Genomic DNA, 17,560 nt, shown 5'->3' on the forward strand with positions numbered 1-17,560 from the left:
ATTTGCCGGACAAAGGACACACCGGATGAAGCTCGATTCCTATTGGCTCGACACCGCGCCGGCGTTCGTTTCGGCGTGCGAAGGCCCGGTCGACGGCCACGCCGATGTGGTGGTGATCGGCGCGGGTTTCACCGGCTTGTCGGCGGCACAGGCGTTGGGCAAGCGCGGCGCATCGGTGACGGTGGTGGACGCGGGGCGTGTGGGCGGCGGCGCATCGGGCCGCAATGGCGGCCAGGTGAACACCGGTGTCGCGCAAGACTTCGTTGCGCTCGCCGCGCAACTCGGCCTGGACCGCGCGAGCGCCTGCTACCGTGCGTATTCGGATGCGGTCGAGACGGTCGAGCGGCTGATCCGCGAAGAGAACATCGACTGCAATTACATCGCGACCGGCAAGCTCAAGCTGGCGTCGAAGCCGCATCATCTTGCGCATCTGGAGAAGACGGCGGAGCTGATTCGTCGCGCGGTGGATGCCGACATCGAACTGATCGACGGTGACCGCATTCGCAGTGAGGTTCAGTCCGGCAGTTTTCATGGCGGACTGCTGCAACGTCACGGCGGTCAGATGCATATGGGCAAGTTCACGGTGGGGCTCGCCGAAGCCGCGGTTCGACGCGGCGCAAAGCTGTATGAAAACGCAGCGGTCACGTCGATCGTGAAAGACGGCGGCGCACATCGCGTCGTCACCGCGCGCGGCGAAGTGCGCGCGAAGCAGGTGTTGATCGCGACCGGTCCCTCGCGGCATGGACCGTTCGGCTGGTATCGGCGGCGGCTTGCTCCGGTCGGCTCGTTCATCGTCGTGACGGAGCCTTTGTCGCCGGATTTGTTGACGCGGGTGTTGCCGAACCGCCGCGCGTACACGACCACGCGCCTGATGCACAACTACTTCCGCGTGACGCCCGATTCGCGTGTGCTGTTTGGCGGCCGCGCGCGCTTCACGGCCTCCGAGCAGCCGTCCGATGCGAAGAGCGGGCGCATCCTGCAACAAGGTCTCGCGGCGATGTTTCCGATGCTGGCGGGCGCGCGCATCGACTATTGCTGGGGCGGTCTGGTCGACATGAGCGCCGATCGCCTGCCGCACGCCGGGCAACACGACGGCATCTATTTTTCGATGGGTTACAGCGGCCACGGCACGCAGATGTCCACCCACATGGGTCAGGTGATGGCGGACGTGATGGACGGCCACGCGGACTGCAACCCCTGGGGCGAGTCCGAATGGGCCGCGATTCCCGGCCATACCGGCAAGCCCTGGTTCCTGCCGCTCGTGGGGACGTACTACCGTATCAAAGATATCTTCTATTGAAGTCCTGTTGTTGTGCTTGTTAGTCAACCCCACGCAGCCATCACAACTGCCCACCCTCGCGGAGAAGTTCGATGAATAAGGAAAACTCACAACATGGCGCTCTTGACCTCGGCAACGGGTTGGAGCAATTGACGGCCAAGGGCGCCTCGCGGCGCGACGTGCTGCGTGCGATGGCCGCAGCCGGAATGATGTCGATGACGGGCGCCGGGCTGCTGAGCGCGAGCGGCGCCGCATTTGCCCAGGCGAAGCCGAAGCAGGGCGGCAAGATTCGCGTGGCGACGCAGTCGGCATCCGCGGCTGACACGCTCGATCCGGCAAAGGGAGCGCTCGGCACCGACTATGTTCGTTGCAACATGTTCTACAACGGCCTGACCGAACTCGATTCGCATCTCGGCGCGAAGATGGCGCTAGCGACCTCGCTCGATACGAAGGACGCGACCGTGTGGGTCGTGAAGCTGCGCAGCGGCGTGCAGTTTCATGACGGCAAATCGCTCACGCCCGCCGACGTGGTCTATTCGATCATGCGTCACAAGGACCCGGCCACGGCATCGAAGGCGAAGACGCTTGCCGATCAGATCAAGGAAGTCAAGGCCACGGGCCCCGACGAAGTGACGATCACGCTCGAAGGCGCGAACGCCGACTTGCCGGTGATTCTGGCCACGTCGCACTTCCTGATCATCAAGGACGGCACGAAGGATTTCAAAACGGCTGTCGGCACGGGTCCGTTCAAGGTCAAGGAATTCTCGCCGGGCGTTCGCACGATCGGCGTGAAGAACGAGAAGTACTGGAAGCCGGGCATGCCGCATCTGGACGAGGTCGAGCTGATCGGCATCGGCGACGAATCGGCGCGCGTGAACGCGCTGCTTTCCGGCGACGTGCAGTTGATCAACGCGGTCAGCCCACGTTCGAGCGCGCGGATCAAGAGCGCGGGCGGCTATTCGGTGCTGGAAACGAAAACCGGCCAGTACACGGACCTGATTATTCGCGACGAAGGCGGCATTACGGGCACCGACGATTTTCGGCGAGGCATGATGTATCTGCAGGACCGCGAGCAGATTCGTCGGGCGATCTTCCAGGGCTATGGCGCGGTCGGCAACGATCAGCCGATCGATCCGACCAACAAGTATTACCTCGCCGGTTTGCCGCAGCGCAAGTTCGATCTGGACAAGGCGAAGTATCACTTCCAGAAGGCCAAGGTGGGCAGCGCGCCGATCCAGATTTTTGCATCGCCAGCGGCCGAAGGTTCGGTCGAAATGGCAATGCTGCTTCAGCAGGTCGCGCCGCAAGCGGGCTTGAACCTGCAGGTGACGCGCGTGCCGGCGGACGGCTACTGGTCGAACCACTGGATGAAGCATCCGCTCGGTTACGGTTCGGTCAACGCGCGCCCGAGCGCCGACGTGTTGCTGACGCAGTTCTTCAAGTCGGACGCGCCGTGGAACGAAGCGAACTGGAAGAGCCCGAAGTTCGATCAATTGCTGGTCGCGGCACGTGGCGAACCGGACGACGCGAAGCGCAAGCAGATCTACGGCGACATTCAGGTGCTCGTGCATGAAAACGGCGGCATCGGCATTCCGTTGTTCCAGAGTTCGCTCGACGCCTATACGAACAAGCTCAAGGGACTCGGTTCGATTCCGCTTGCCGGTCTGATGGGCTTTGCATTCGCGGAAAACGTCTGGCTAGAGGCGTAATCTAAGGCGTTCCGGTTCGACGAACCGGAACGCCGAACCCCGCAATACGCGTAATACGCGTAATACGCGTAATAAGCGCAATACAGCACAGGCGCGCCGCTTCGGCGCGGCGTGCAAGCTTCAAAAAAGGAGGCGACTTTCGATGAAAGCACACGCGCAACGACTTATCGCCGCGCGCCTCGGCCTCGCGCTGCTCACGTTGCTGCTGGTCTCGGCGGTCGTGTTCGGCATTACCGGGCTGCTTCCCGGCGACGCCGCGCAACAGGCGCTCGGCCAGGCGGCCACTCCGGAGGCCGTCGCCGCATTGCGGCATCAGTTCGGTCTTGATCAGCCCGCGCTGCAACGCTACGTGGAGTGGCTCTTCCATATTGTCACCGGCAACTTCGGCACGTCGATGTCGAACAATCTGCCCGTCAGCGAATTGATCGCGACGCGCCTGCCGAACTCGCTCGTGCTCGCCGGCTTGACCGCGGTGGTGTCGGTGCCGGTTGCATTGGTGATCGGCGTGACATCGGCAATGTTCCGCGGCTCGCTGCTCGACCGCACGCTCAATGTGCTGACGCTCTCGACGGTTGCCGTGCCGGAATTTCTCGTGGCGACGGTTGCCGTGCTGATTTTTGCCGTGAAACTGCGCTGGCTGCCCGCGCTGTCGTATCTGTCCGAGGTGAATTCGTTCAGCGCGCTGCTGCGCATCTACGCGATGCCGGTCATGACGCTGTGCTGCGTGATCGTTGCGCAAATGGCTCGCATGACGCGCGCCGCGGTGCTCGATCAGCTCAACTCGTCGTATGTGGAAATGGCGTTGCTCAAGGGCGCGTCGCCGGTGCGCGTGGTGTTGCGGCATGTGCTGCCGAACACCATCGGGCCGATTGCCAATGCGGTCGCGTTGAGCCTCTCGTATCTGTTCGGCGGCGTGGTGATCGTGGAGTCCATCTTCAACTATCCGGGACTCGCTAGCCTGATGGTGGACGCCGTGACCAACCGCGACATGCCGCTCGTGCAAGGCTGCGTGATGGTGTTCTGCGCGGCGTATCTGGCGCTCGTGCTGATCGCCGACCTGTGTCAAATCGTATCTAACCCGAGGTTGCGTCGATGATGAGCCGACCTGACAATCCCCCTGTTCCTCACCCCGGCACCGAGCTGTACGACGTTAGCCGTGACGAGGTCGTCGTCGAGACGCCGGCCGCTGAAGTGGCGCCCGCGAAATACAACACGCTGCAACGCCTCGTGCACCGCTTTTCGGTGCTCGGCCTGCTTGGCCTGTTCATGGTTCTGTTCTGGCTGCTGGTCGCCTTCGTCGGCCCGCTGGTCGCGCCGTACAAAGGCGGCGCGTTGACATCGACAGAGATTTTTGGCCGTTACAGCGCGGCGTATCCGCTCGGCACCGACTATCTGGGCCGCGACATGTTGAGCCGCATTCTCTACGGCGCGCGCTACACCGTCGGCCTCGCGCTCGCGGCCGCATTGCTCGCGAGTGTGATCGGCACGTTCTTCGGGCTGGTTGCGGCCGTGTCGGGCAAATGGGTCGATGAAGTGTTGAGCCGCCTGTTCGACGCGCTCATTTCGATTCCGAGCAAGGTGCTTGCACTCGTGGTGATCGCCGCATTCGGTTCGTCGATCACGATGCTCACGACGGTCGCGGCGCTCGCCTACATTCCCGGCGCGTTCCGCATTTCGCGCTCGCTCGCGTTGAACGTGATGGGCCTCGAATACGTGCAGGTTGCCCGCGCGCGCGGCGAAGGTCTGCTGTACATCGCGCGGGTCGAGATCTTGCCGAACATGATTCATCCGATGCTCGCCGATTTCGGCCTGCGCTTCGTGTTCATCGTGCTGCTGTTGAGCGGCCTGAGCTTCCTCGGCCTCGGCGTGCAGCCGCCGAACGCCGACTGGGGTTCGCTCGTGCGCGAGAACATCGGCGGCCTGTCGGAAGGCGCGCCAGCCGTGCTGATGCCGGCGGTTGCGATTGCCACGCTGACCATCGGCATGAATCTGCTGATCGACAACTTGCGGCGTCGCAGCCGTAGCCACGGAGACGCATGATGGCTGATCGGGACATGATTGAAGTGAAGGGCCTCAGGGTTGTCGCTGGCGCCGCGCATGGGCCGGTGACGGAGATCGTCAAGGGCGTCGACTTTTCGGTGAAGAAAGGCGAGGTGCTCGCGCTGATCGGCGAGTCGGGCTCGGGCAAGACGACCATTGCATTGTCGCTGCTCGGCTACGCTCGCGCGGGCTGTTCGATCAGCGGCGGCTCGGTGCGGATCGGCGATGTCGAGGTGTTGTCGCTCGACGCCAAAGGGCGCCGCGCGTTGCGCGCGCGCACCGTCGCGTATGTCGCGCAGAGCGCGGCGGCCGGTTTCAATCCGGCGCGCACGATCATGGATCAGGTGACCGAGCCGGCGCTGCTGCATCAGTTGATGACGAAAGAGGCCGCGCGGACCAAGGCGATCGGTTTGTTCCGCGCGCTAGCGCTGCCCGCGCCGGAGACGATCGGCGACCGTTATCCGCACCAGGTGTCCGGTGGGCAGTTGCAGCGCTTGATGGCCGCTATGGCATTGATCACCGATCCGGCTGTCGTCGTGTTCGACGAACCGACTACCGCGCTCGACGTGACCACGCAGATCGAAGTGCTCGCGGCCTTCAAGAAGGTGGTGCGCGAACTCGGCACGACCGCCGTGTACGTGTCGCACGATCTCGCCGTGGTCGCACAGATGGCTGACCGCATCGTCGTGTTGAACGGCGGCGCGGTGAAGGAAAACGGCGCGGTTGCGCAAGTGCTCGACGCACCTGTCGATGCCTACACGCGCCAGTTGCTTGCCGCGACGCGCCGGCCGGAGGCGTCAGGCGTGCCGCAGCAGGACGGCAAGGCTGTGGCGCCGCTGCTCGAAATACGCGGACTGTCGGCAGGCTATGGCCGCATCGACCGCTCCGGCGTGCCCGCCGTGCGCGTGCTCGACGACGTGAGCCTCGCCATTCCTCGCGGCAGCGCGCTCGGCGTGATCGGCGAATCGGGCTCGGGCAAGACGACGCTCGCGCGCGTGGTCGCCGGTCTCGTCGACCGTGCGCGCGGCGAAGTGCTGTTCAACGGCGAGCCGTTGCCCGCGCAACTGTCGCGCCGCACGCCCGAGCAGTACCGGCAGATCCAGATCGTTTTCCAGAACGCCGACACGGCGCTCAACCCGAGCCATTCGATCGCGGATATTCTCGGCCGGCCGCTCGCGTTCTATCACCATCTGCGTGGCGCTGCTGCAAAGAAGCGCATGCTTGCGTTGCTCGATCTGGTGAAGCTGCCGGCCTCGATCGCCACGCGCACGCCTGCCGGTCTCTCCGGTGGCCAGAAGCAGCGCGTGAACCTGGCGCGCGCACTCGCCGCCGATCCCGCGCTGATTCTCTGCGACGAAGTGACGTCCGCGCTCGACACGGTGGTCGGTGCTGCGATCCTCGATCTGCTCGCCGAATTGCGGCGCGAGCTGGGCGTGTCGTACATGTTCATCAGCCACGACATCTCGACCGTGCGCGCGATCTGCGACGAAGTGATCGTGTTGTATGCGGGCCAGCGTGTCGAAGCTGGACAACGCGACGTGCTCGCGGCCCCGCCGTATCACCCCTACACGGGCCTGCTGGTCGATTCGGTGCCCGAACTGAAACCGGGCTGGCTCGACGCGCGCCGCCACGTCGCCGCTTGCGCATTGCCGGCGATGGGCGAGAGCGCCGCGGTGTCCGAGCTGTGTTCGTTTCGCGCGCGCTGTCCGGTGCGCATCGACGGCATTTGCAACATGACGCCGCCATCGCTCAAGAAACTCCCTTCCGGCGCCGAGATTCTTTGCCACCATTCGGCGGCCGAGCTCAGCCGTTTGCAGAACCTGGAGACGATCCCGGCATGAACCAGCGATTTGTGCGGCTCGCGGAAACCGGTCGCAAGACCTTCCCGATTACCGTCGACGGTGTTGTGCACGAGGCCGCCGAGGGCGACACGCTAATGGTCGCGCTGCTCACGAGCGTGAATACGTTGCGCGATTCTGAATTCGGCGATGGCCGCCGCGCCGGTTTCTGTCTGATGGGCGCGTGCCAGGACTGCTGGGTCTGGACGGCGCAAGGCGAGCGCGTGCGCGCGTGCAGCACGCCCGCCGCGCCCGGCATGTCGATCATCACAAAACTGGCTGAAGCCGTGGAGGGCGTATGGCCCCGCGTGTAGTGATTATCGGCGGAGGGCCGGCGGGTGTGCGCGCCGCTCAGGCGCTCGTGCAAGCCGGGCTGCGGCCTACAGTGATCGACGAAGGACGGCGAGACGGCGGACAGATCTACCGGCGTCAACCGGAAGGTTTTTCGCGCAGCTATGAGACGCTCTATGGCACCGAGGCCGAGCGTGCCGCTTCGTTGCATCAGAGCTTCGATGCGCTGAAAAGCAAGCTCGATTATCTGCCGGAAACGCTCGTGTGGAATATCTCGGCGAACGCGGTGCATATGGTGAGCGGCACGCGTTATCGCACGCTCGCGTTTGACGCGCTGATCATTTGCAGCGGCGCGACAGACCGGCTCATGCCCGTCAAAGGCTGGCATCAGGCCGGCACTTACAGTCTTGGCGGCGCACAAGTCGCGCTGAAATCGCAAGGCTGCGGGATCGGCTCGCGCATCGTGATGATGGGTAGCGGGCCGCTGTTGTACCTCGTGTCCGCGCAATACGTGAAGGCCGGCGCGCAGATCGCCGCCGTGCTCGATACGTCGACGTTCATGCAGCGCATGGCCGCGTTGCCGCATTTGCTCGCGATTCCCGCCGCGCTGAAGAAAGGCGTTGCGTTGACGCGTGTGTTGTCGAAAGCGCGCGTGCCGGTTTATCGCGGCGTGCAGCCCGTGGAAATCAAAGGTTCGCCGCAAACGGGCGTGAGCGGCGTGCAAGTGGCGCTGCCGGGCGGCAAGCGGATCGAGTTTGCTTGCGACGCAGTGGCGCTCGGCTACCACTTGCGCCCAGAGACACAGCTCGCGGACCTCGCCGGTTGTCACTTCACTTTCGACGACGACGCGCAGCAGTGGCTTCCGCAAATCGACAACGACGGCCGTAGCAGCATCAAGGGCGTCTATCTCGCGGGCGATGGCGCGCGGGTGCGTGGCGCTGACGCAGCGGAACGTTCGGGCCGCCTCGCGGCGCTCGCCGTGATGCACGATCACGGCATGCAGGCCGCAGGCACGAAGGATATGGAAGGCTTGCGCGCCGAGCTCGCGCGCTTTTCACGCTTTGCCGCTGGCTTGCGTGAGGCGTTTCCGTGGCCGGCGAAGTTCGCCGCGTCGCTGCCCGACGAGACCATTGTTTGCCGCTGTGAAGCGATCACGGCCGGCGAACTGCGCCGCGTCGTGCGCGAGACCGGCGCCCAGGAAGCCAATCGCGCGAAGGCGTTTTCGCGCGTCGGCATGGGACGTTGCCAGGGACGCTATTGCGGCCACGCCGGTGCCGAAGTCATCGCGGCGGCGGCGTGCGTGCCGCTTTCGTCGGTGGGACGGCTGCGCGGCCAGGCGCCGGTCAAACCGCTGCCCGTCGCACTCACCGAGGAGGTGGCGCAATGAGCGCGACTCGCAACGAAGCCGATGTCATCGTGATTGGCGGCGGCATTATGGGCACGACCACGGCGTTCTTTCTGCGCCAGCGCAACCGTTCGGTCATCCTGCTCGAACGTGGGCTGACCGGACAACAGGCGAGCGGCGTGAACTTCGGCGGCATCCGGCGGCAAGGCCGCGCGCTGCTGCAACTCGCGATGGCCAATCGCGCGCTGCGCACGTGGCAGCGTTCGGTGGAACTGCTTGGCGAAGACGTCGAGTTTCTGCCCGTCGGCCATACGCGCGTGTGCTATCACCAGAAGGACGTCGAGAATTTCGATCAGTACGCAATCGACGCGCGCGCTCACGGCCTCGAACTCGAAGTGCTGCACGGCGAAGCGATGTTCCGGCGCTTTCCGTTTCTTGGACGCGAAGTGCTGGCCGCCTCCATCTCGCCGCTCGACGGCCACGCGAATCCGCGACTGGCCGCGCCGGCATTCGGACGCGCGGCCGCGCGGCTCGGCGCACAAGTGATCGAGAATACGGAGATCGTTCGCGTCGAAAAAGACGGCGACCGCTTTCGCGTGGAAAGCGCGCGCGGCGACGTGTACCACGCGGCGCAACTCATGATTTGCGCGGGCGCGTGGGCGAGCCGTCTCTCCGAACAATTCGGCGAGGGCGCGCCGCTCACCATCAGTGGGCCGCAAATGTGCGTGACGGAGCCGGTGCCGTACGTGTTCAAGTCGTCGATGGGCGTGTTTACGTCGATCAAGCAGGAGGGCATCTACTTCCGGCAGATTCCGCGCGGCAACATCATCGTGGGCGGCGGTCCTGCGGGGCCGGCCGATGCCGTCACCTGCCGGGCGTCGGTCCTGCCGCGCAACACGGTGGGCCAGCTTGCGCAGATGCGGCGGCTCGTGCCCGCGCTCGCGCCGCTGCATGTGATTCGCGTGTGGAGCGGTGTCGAAAGTTATCTGCCTGACGGCGAACCGGTGATCGGACCGAGCAGTAAGGTCGACGGTCTCTTCTACGCGTTCGGCTTCAACGGTGCCGGTTTTCAGATCGGTCCGGGTGTCGGTGAAACGATGGCGGAATTGATCGATACGGGTAGCACGCCGATTGGGCTCGACAAGTTTTCCATCCAGCGTTTTGCAAAGCAGCCGGCGCCTCGCCCGACCATCGTGACGTCATGAAACAGTCCATCGGCCTCAATGCCGCGCGCGCATTTATCGACGCTCATTTCAATGAGCCCGTGACGCTCGCGCAGCTCGCGGCGCTGTCCGCGCTCAGCGTGTCACGTTTCGCGACGGTGTTCCGGCAGCAATACGGGTCGTCGCCGTATCGCTATCTTTGCGGGGTGCGGATTCAGCGCGCGCAGACGATGTTGCTCGAAGGCGTGCCCGGCTCGGTGGTCGCGACCGAGGTCGGCTTTTTCGACCAAAGCCATTTCGGCCGGCATTTCAAACGATGCTGCGGCATGACGCCCAGCATGTTCATCCAACGGGCGGCGGCCAATGCGGGCAAGCATGGCGGTGGCGGTGGCCTGAAGGCTAGCGCGGCGCGCTCAGCTTCCGCCATAGGGTCGTCTTGCTGATGCCGAGCGCCTCGCAAGCCGCATCGCGATCGCCGTCGTGCGCGGCGAGTGCGGCGCGGATTTCGTCGGCTTCCACATGACGGCTGCGTTCGCGCAGCGTGAGCGCGGTCTTCTTCGAGCGTGCGTGATGTGGCTCCATGATTTCCGGCGCGATGGTGCGCAGCATGTCGCGCGTGATGAGCGGTTGCGTGGTTGCGCCGTTCGGGCTCGCGTTGGTTTCTGCGTCTGCCTCTGCGTGTGTCTGTGCTTGTGCCTGTGCCTGAACGTTTAGGCCCGCGGTCGTTTCAGTCTCCATCTCGGCAAGCTCCACTGCAATCCGTTCGATCACGTTCTGCAACTCACGCACGTTGCCTGGCCACGCATAACGACGCAACGGCTCGGCGAGCGCGGCTAGAACGCGTTCAGCGGCGGCCGCGTCGGGCAGGCGCGCGGCGAGCCTCGGTTCGCGCGCCGCGGCTTGCAATAGCAATTCGACGGCAAGCGGCAGCAGGTCCGTTGGACGCTCGCGCAGCGGCGGCAGGGCGATGCTGAGAATGTTGAGCCGGTAGTAGAGATCGGCGCGGAAGCTGCCGGCTTCAATGCCTTCGGTCAGCGCGCGATGCGTGGCCGCGACCACCCGAATGTCGACGCGCGTGGGCTCCGTCGAACCGAGCCGCACGACTTCGCGTTCCTGCAACACACGCAGCAACCGGCTTTGCAACGATAACGGCATTTCGCCGATTTCATCGAGAAACAGCGTGCCGCGGTGTGCCACTTCAATGAGTCCGGCCTTGCCGCCTTTGCGCGCGCCGGTGAACGCGCCTTCCTCGTAGCCGAACAACTCGCTTTCCAGCAACGCCTCGGGGAACGCGCCGCAATTCATCGCAACGAACGCGAAGTCGCGCCGCGCGCTCAAGTGATGCATGCTCTGCGCGACCATCTCCTTGCCGGTGCCGCTCTCGCCGAGAATCAGCACGGTGGCGTCCGACCTTGCGTAACGCTGCACGAGCGCGCGCACCCGTTGCATGGAGTCCGACGCGCCGACCATATCGTCGAGCCGATAACGCGCGGTGAACTGTTGCACGCGCTGACGCGAGCGCAACGTACGGTCGAGCCGTTCTACCGCGCGCGATTCCTGAAACGTCAGCACGGTGCCCGCCGCCGCGCCGCTGCTCGCAAGCGGCCCGCGATGCACGACGTAGCTCGCGCCGCGCACTGTGCAGAACGCGTCGCCGTCCGAGTCGGGCAGGCTGCCGGCGAGATCCGGCGCGAGGTCGAGCAGCGCGCGGCCCACTGCGTTCGCCGCGTCGATGCCGAGCACGGTGGCAAGACGCTGGTTCATTGCTTCGACGCGGCCCTGCGCGTCGAGCGCGACGACGCCATCGCGCAAGTGTTGCAGCAGATTGTCGAGCCGTTGACGGCGAATCGTTTCGCGCCGCGTGGCCTGCGCGACTTCGAGCGCGGTATCGAAACCGGCGCGCACCGAGGCGCGCGAATACAGAAACACCGCGCCCATGCCGACGCTCGCGGCCAGATCGGTCACGAGTCCTGGGCCCACTACTACGTCGATGCCGCGATCGCGCAGATCGAGCACGACGCTTTCCGCATCCTGCGCCGATTGATACGAGGCGAGCGTCACATCGAGCGCGTAGGCGGCGATGAAGCGGCGCACTTCTTCCGGCGTATCGCCATGCGTGACAAGCGCGACCTTCGAGCCGTCGCGGCGCGCGCGGGCGAGCGCATGCATGAGGTCGAAGCCGGTCGGTCCAATCATCACGACGGGCACCGAGACGCGCGTTTTCAGATACGCGCCGTTCGAGCCGCCGGCGATCACGACATCCGGACGACCCGCGCCGGCGGCGTCGATTTCATGCACGGCGTCTTCGAAACCTCGTGCGACGATGCGCAGATCCGCGCGCTCCACATATTCGCCGGAGATATCGAAAAACAGATCGCGCAGGCGGCTGATGCTGAGGGCCCAGATGCGTGGGCGAGGGGCGGCGGTATCGAAAGGTGGTGTGCTCATGGTGGCGGCTTGCGGCGGCTTGGGTTGGAGTGGCCAGGTCCCGCTATTATGCGCGCATGAATTTCAGAAATGAAATTTCGTAGTTTCATTGATGAAATTCAAGACGCTCCGCAAACTGCGGCGTCCGTGAGAAATCAGGCACTTAGCCCGGGTCGCGCCGGGTGGCCCATTCTTTGCATTTCAGGTTGCATTTAAAAGACCCCCACGCATCTGGAGACACACTGATGAGCGAAGCAGACAACAGCACGCCGAACGCCGGCGCATTCAAGCCCAAGAAATCCGTCGCCCTGTCCGGCGTGACGGCTGGCAACACCGCGCTCTGCACGGTCGGCAAGACCGGCAACGATCTGCACTATCGTGGCTATGACATTCTCGACATCGCGGGTAACTGTGAATTCGAGGAGATCGCGTATCTGCTGGTGCACGAAAAGCTGCCGACGCAGGCCGAACTAACTGCCTACAAGACCAAGCTGAAAGCACTGCGCGGCCTGCCCGCGAACGTGAAGGCCGCGCTCGAATGGATTCCCGCCGCCGCGCATCCGATGGACGTGATGCGCACCGGCGTCTCGGTGCTCGGCACCGTGCTGCCGGAGAAGGACGACCACAATCTGCCGGGCGCGCGCGACATTGCCGACAAGCTGATGGCCTCGCTCGGCTCGATCCTGCTCTACTGGTACCACTATTCGCACAACGGCAAGCGCATTGAAGTCGAAACCGACGACGACTCGATCGGCGGTCACTTCCTGCATCTGCTGCATGGTGTCGAGCCGCCGAAGTCGTGGGTCGAGGCGATGCATGTGTCGCTGAACCTTTATGCGGAGCATGAATTCAACGCGTCGACATTCACCGGCCGCGTGATTGCGGGCACGGGTTCCGACATCTATTCGGCGATCACCGGCGCCATTGGCGCGCTGCGCGGACCGAAGCACGGCGGCGCGAATGAAGTCGCGTTCGAAATCCAGTCGCGCTACCAGACGCCGGATGAAGCCGAAGCCGACATCCGCAAGCGCGTCGAGAACAAGGAAGTGGTGATCGGCTTCGGTCACCCGGTTTATACGATTTCGGACCCGCGCAACAAGGTCATCAAGGAAGTGGCGAAGAAGCTCTCGAAGGAAGCGGGCAACAACAAACTCTTCAGCATTGCGGAACGGCTCGAATCGGTGATGTGGGAAGCGAAGAAGATGTTCCCGAATCTCGACTGGTTCAGCGCGGTCTCCTATCACATGATGGGCGTGCCGACGGCGATGTTCACGCCGCTCTTCGTGATTGCACGCACCGCCGGCTGGAGCGCGCACATCATCGAGCAGCGTGTCGACAACAAGATCATCCGTCCGAGCGCGAATTACACCGGTCCCGACGATCTGTCGTTTGTGCCGCTCGCGAAACGCGTCTAACGTCGATTGAGCGGCAGAGCAAAGCTGCAAGCGTTTTTCCATTGCGTCCTGAGAGCGCGACGCGATGAATTTAGGCCTTGGCTCGCAAATACCCCGAGCCAAGGCTGCTTTTTGCAGCCACGAGCTACACTAGACTGATCGCTCATCGAAAAAAAGCTGGAACGCGCCGTTAAGAAGGCCCGCGCAATGCGATTGGCCGCCGCCCTTGTTCCCGCATCATTATTGTTGTCCCCAAGCCAATGAATACTGCCAACCGCAAACGCCTTCCCGGCACCCAGCTCGATTTCTTCGATGCGCGCGCCGCCGTCGACGCGATCCAGCCCGGCGCCTACGACAAGCTGCCGTACACGTCACGCGTGCTCGCTGAAAATCTCGTGCGACGCTGCGATCCGGTGACGCTCGTCGCTTCGCTGAAACAGATCGTCGAGCGCAAGCGCGAGCTGGATTTTCCGTGGTTTCCGGCGCGCGTGGTGTGTCATGACATTCTCGGCCAGACCGCGCTCGTCGATCTCGCCGGTTTGCGCGACGCGATTGCTGCGCAAGGCGGCGATCCCGCAATGGTCAATCCGGTGGTGCCGACGCAACTCGTCGTGGATCACTCGCTCGCTGTGGAATGCGGCGGCTTCGACCCGGACGCGTTCGCGAAGAATCGCGCAATCGAAGACCGCCGCAATGAAGACCGCTTCGACTTCATCAACTGGACGAAGCGCGCTTTCAGGAACGTCGACGTGATTCCGCCGGGCAACGGCATCCTGCATCAGATCAACCTCGAACGCATGAGCCCGGTCGTGCAGGTCAAAGACGGCGTGGCGTTTCCCGATACATTGGTCGGCACGGACTCGCATACGCCGATGGTCGACGCGCTTGGCGTGATAGCAATCGGCGTGGGCGGACTCGAAGCGGAAAGCGTGATGCTGGGCCGTGCGTCGTATATGCGGCTGCCGGACATTGTCGGTGTGGAACTGACGGGCAAGCCCGCTGAAGGCATTACGGCAACCGACGTGGTGCTGTCGCTGACAGAGTTCCTGCGCAAGGAAAAAGTGGTCGGCGCGTACCTCGAATTCTTCGGCGAAGGCACGGCGAAGCTTACGCTCGGCGACCGCGCGACGATTGCCAACATGGCGCCGGAATTCGGCGCGACCGCCGCGATGTTCTATATCGACGAGCAGACCATCAAGTACCTGAAGCTCACCGGCCGCGACGACGAACTCGTGAAGCTCGTCGAAACGTACGCGAAAGAAACCGGCTTGTGGGCCGACAGCCTTGAGCATGCCGAGTACGAACGCGTGCTGAAGTTCGATCTGTCCACGGTCGTCCGTACGCTGGCGGGGCCGTCAAATCCCCATCGACGTTTGCCGGTTTCGGAACTCGCGGCTCGCGGCATCAGCGGCAAGGTCGAAAACGAGCCGGGCTTGATGCCGGACGGCGCGGTGATCATCGCGGCGATCACGAGCTGCACGAACACCAACAATCCGCGCAACATGATCGCCGCCGGCCTGCTCGCGCGTAACGCGAACCGGCGCGGACTGACGCGCAAGCCGTGGGCGAAGACATCGCTCGCGCCGGGCTCGAAAGCCGTCACGTTGTATCTGGAAGAAGCCGGCTTGCTGCCCGAGCTCGAACAGCTTGGCTTCGGCGTGGTTGCTTATGCGTGCACGTCGTGCAACGGCATGTCCGGCGCGCTCGATCCGGCGATCCAGAAGGAAATCGTGGAGCGCGATCTGTATGCAACTGCCGTGCTGTCGGGCAACCGCAATTTCGACGGCCGCATTCATCCGTTTGCGAAGCAGGCGTTTCTTGCATCGCCGCCGCTAGTGGTGGCTTATGCGATTGCGGGCACGATTCGCTTCGACATTGAAAAAGACGTGCTCGGTGTCGATGCCGAGGGTCACGCGGTGACGCTGAAGGATATCTGGCCGTCGGACGAAGAGATCGACGCGATCGTGGCTTCCAGCGTAAAGCCCGAGCAATTCCGCAAAGTGTATGAGCCGATGTTCGCGGTGTCCGTGGATACGGGAGAGAAAGCGGACCCGCTCTACGACTGGCGTCCAATGAGCACGTACATTCGCCGTCCGCCGTATTGGGAAGGCGCGCTTGCAGGCGAACGCACGTTGAAGGGCATGCGTGCGCTCGCCGTGCTCGGCGACAACATCACGACCGATCACCTGTCGCCATCGAATGCGATTTTGCCGGATAGCGCAGCGGGCGAATACCTCACGAAAATGGGCTTGCCCGAAGAAGATTTCAATTCGTACGCGACGCATCGCGGCGATCACCTGACCGCGCAGCGCGCCACGTTCGCGAACCCGACGCTGAAGAACGAGATGGTGATCGAAGACGGCCAGGTGAAGGCCGGTTCGTTTGCGCGCATCGAGCCCGAGGGCAAGATCGCGCGCATGTGGGAAGCGATCGAAACGTATATGGAGCGCAAGCAGCCGCTGATCGTGATTGCCGGGGCGGACTACGGCCAGGGTTCGTCGCGTGACTGGGCGGCCAAGGGCGTGCGACTTGCCGGCGCGGAAGCGATTGTCGCCGAAGGCTTCGAGCGTATTCACCGCACGAACCTGGTCGGCATGGGCGTGCTGCCGCTTGAATTCAAACCCGGCGTGAACCGCATCACGTTGGCGATTGACGGCACGGAGACGTTCGACGTGATCGGCGAACGCAAGCCGCGCGCGGATCTGACGCTTGTGATCCATCGCCGAAGTGGAGAGCGTGTCGAGGTACCGGTGACGTGCCGGCTCGACACGGCAGAAGAACTTTCCATCTATGAAGCCGGCGGCGTATTGCAACGTTTTGCGCAGGACTTTCTGGAGTCGTCGAAGGCGGCGGCTTGAGATTTATTAGCGGCCCGAACGTGGTTCGATGGGTTCGGCTGCGAACATAACGAAGGGGCGGGCGGCACGATGTTTCGTGCGGTTCGCCCCTGATCACGACATTGTTTCGGGACACTGTTTTCATGGCGCACAAACCGCAGATCAAGATTCCGGCCACCTATATGCGTGGCGGCACTAGCAAAGGCGTGTTCTTCCGTTTGCAGGATTTGCCCGACGCGGCGCAAACGCCGGGCGCCGCGCGCGACGCGCTGCTGCTGCGTGTGATCGGGAGCCCCGATCCCTATGGCAAGCAGATAGATGGGATGGGCGGCGCGACGTCGAGCACGAGCAAGACGGTGATCATCGATAAAAGCAGCAAGCCCGATCACGATGTGGATTATCTGTTTGGGCAAGTGTCGATCGATAAGCCGTTTGTCGACTGGAGCGGCAATTGCGGCAATCTGTCAGCCGCAGTGGGGCCGTTCGCGATCAGCGCGGGTTTGGTGGACGGGAGCCGCATTCCGCGCGATGGCGTGGCCACCGTGCGCATCTGGCAGGCGAACATCGGCAAGACGATCATTGCGCACGTGCCGATGACCGACGGCGCGGTGCAGGAAACCGGCGACTTCGAACTCGACGGCGTGACCTTTCCGGCGGCGGAAGTGCGGCTCGAATTCATGGACCCGGCTGCAGAAGAAGACGGCGCAGGCGGCTCGATGTTCCCGACGGGCAATCTCGTCGATGACCTGGAGGTGCCGGGCGTCGGCACGCTGAAAGCGACAATGATCAACGCGGGCATTCCGACGATCTTCGTGAATGCGGATGCGATCGGCTACACGGGCACGGAGTTGCAGGACGCCATCAATAGCGATGAAAAGGCGCTCTCGATGTTTGAGACGATTCGCGCACACGGCGCATTGCGCATGGGACTGATCAAGCATCTGGATGAGATTGCGACGCGGCAGCACACGCCGAAGATCGCGTTCGTCGCGAAGCCGGCTGATTATGTTGCGTCGAGCGGCAAGCGGATTGGCGCGGGGGATGTCGATTTGCTGGTGCGCGCGCTGTCGATGGGCAAGCTGCATCACGCGATGATGGGTACGGCCGCGGTGGCGATCGGCACAGCGGCTGCAATTCCGGGGACGTTGGTGAATCTGGCGGCTGGAGGCGGTGAGCGTGAGGCGGTACGGTTCGGGCATCCGTCAGGCACGCTGCGGGTGGGGGCGGAGGCTGCTGT

13 protein-coding genes are annotated in these 17,560 nt (G+C 63.7%); 12 read left to right on the forward strand and 1 reads right to left on the reverse strand.

From position 1 onward, the window contains the following. Nucleotides 1-25: 25 nt before the first annotated feature. The 9 genes from C0Z16_RS29080 (at nt 26) to C0Z16_RS29120 (ending at nt 10,108) form a co-directional block, all read left to right on the forward strand. A complete protein-coding gene (locus C0Z16_RS29080) occupies nt 26-1,300 on the forward strand; it encodes an NAD(P)/FAD-dependent oxidoreductase (RefSeq protein ID WP_102635514.1) in 1,275 nt (424 codons plus the stop codon). 71 nt (nt 1,301-1,371) lie between these two features. Next, nucleotides 1,372-2,988 carry an ABC transporter substrate-binding protein gene (locus tag C0Z16_RS29085; RefSeq protein ID WP_102635515.1) on the forward strand — a complete coding sequence of 539 codons (1,617 nt, stop codon included), beginning with the start codon at nt 1,372-1,374 and terminating at the stop codon, nt 2,986-2,988. A 142-nt stretch (nt 2,989-3,130) separates the two neighbouring features. Continuing rightward, nucleotides 3,131-4,084 (forward strand): ABC transporter permease, encoded by a 954-nt coding sequence (locus tag C0Z16_RS29090; protein WP_102635516.1) that lies wholly within the window; start codon nt 3,131-3,133, stop codon nt 4,082-4,084. Then, entirely contained in the window at nt 4,081-5,028 is a 948-nt protein-coding gene (locus C0Z16_RS29095) for an ABC transporter permease (protein ID WP_102635517.1), read from the forward strand. Before C0Z16_RS29090 ends, C0Z16_RS29095 begins: the two co-directional genes overlap by 4 nt. Beyond that, a complete protein-coding gene (locus C0Z16_RS29100; RefSeq protein ID WP_102635518.1) occupies nt 5,028-6,869 on the forward strand; it encodes an ABC transporter ATP-binding protein in 1,842 nt (613 codons plus the stop codon). Before C0Z16_RS29095 ends, C0Z16_RS29100 begins: the two co-directional genes overlap by 1 nt. Continuing rightward, nucleotides 6,866-7,180 carry a (2Fe-2S)-binding protein gene (locus C0Z16_RS29105; RefSeq protein WP_102635519.1) on the forward strand — a complete coding sequence of 105 codons (315 nt, stop codon included), beginning with the start codon at nt 6,866-6,868 and terminating at the stop codon, nt 7,178-7,180. The genes C0Z16_RS29100 and C0Z16_RS29105 overlap by 4 nt, the downstream gene beginning before the upstream one ends. Then, nucleotides 7,165-8,544, forward strand: a complete 1,380-nt coding sequence (locus C0Z16_RS29110) for an FAD/NAD(P)-dependent oxidoreductase (protein WP_102635520.1) — start codon at nt 7,165-7,167, stop codon at nt 8,542-8,544. Before C0Z16_RS29105 ends, C0Z16_RS29110 begins: the two co-directional genes overlap by 16 nt. Next, nucleotides 8,541-9,707, forward strand: coding sequence for an NAD(P)/FAD-dependent oxidoreductase (locus tag C0Z16_RS29115; protein WP_102635521.1), 1,167 nt, complete (start codon nt 8,541-8,543; stop codon nt 9,705-9,707). The genes C0Z16_RS29110 and C0Z16_RS29115 overlap by 4 nt, the downstream gene beginning before the upstream one ends. Next, entirely contained in the window at nt 9,704-10,108 is a 405-nt protein-coding gene (locus C0Z16_RS29120) for a helix-turn-helix domain-containing protein (RefSeq protein ID WP_102635522.1), read from the forward strand. Before C0Z16_RS29115 ends, C0Z16_RS29120 begins: the two co-directional genes overlap by 4 nt. On the opposite strand, the gene prpR is transcribed toward C0Z16_RS29120, so the two are convergent. Beyond that, nucleotides 10,065-12,113: a propionate catabolism operon regulatory protein PrpR gene (gene prpR, locus C0Z16_RS29125; protein WP_102635523.1), complete on the reverse strand. Its 2,049-nt coding sequence runs from the start codon at nt 12,111-12,113 to the stop codon at nt 10,065-10,067. The two genes, C0Z16_RS29120 and prpR, sit on opposite strands and share 44 nt — an antisense overlap. 224 nt (nt 12,114-12,337) lie before the next feature. On the opposite strand from prpR, the gene prpC reads away from it, so the two are divergent. The 3 genes from prpC to prpF form a co-directional block, all read left to right on the forward strand. After that, a complete protein-coding gene (gene prpC / locus C0Z16_RS29130; protein ID WP_102635524.1) occupies nt 12,338-13,507 on the forward strand; it encodes a bifunctional 2-methylcitrate synthase/citrate synthase in 1,170 nt (389 codons plus the stop codon). A gap of 239 nt (nt 13,508-13,746) precedes the next feature. Continuing rightward, on the forward strand, nt 13,747-16,344 hold the full coding sequence (acnD, locus tag C0Z16_RS29135) for a Fe/S-dependent 2-methylisocitrate dehydratase AcnD (protein WP_102635525.1): 2,598 nt from the start codon (nt 13,747-13,749) through the stop codon (nt 16,342-16,344). 122 nt (nt 16,345-16,466) lie between these two features. Further along, a partial coding sequence (gene prpF / locus C0Z16_RS29140) for a 2-methylaconitate cis-trans isomerase PrpF (protein ID WP_102635526.1) occupies nt 16,467-17,560 on the forward strand: 1,094 nt, incomplete at its 3' end.

Source organism: Paraburkholderia rhynchosiae, assembly GCF_002879865.1.
Classification (GTDB): domain Bacteria; phylum Pseudomonadota; class Gammaproteobacteria; order Burkholderiales; family Burkholderiaceae; genus Paraburkholderia; species Paraburkholderia rhynchosiae.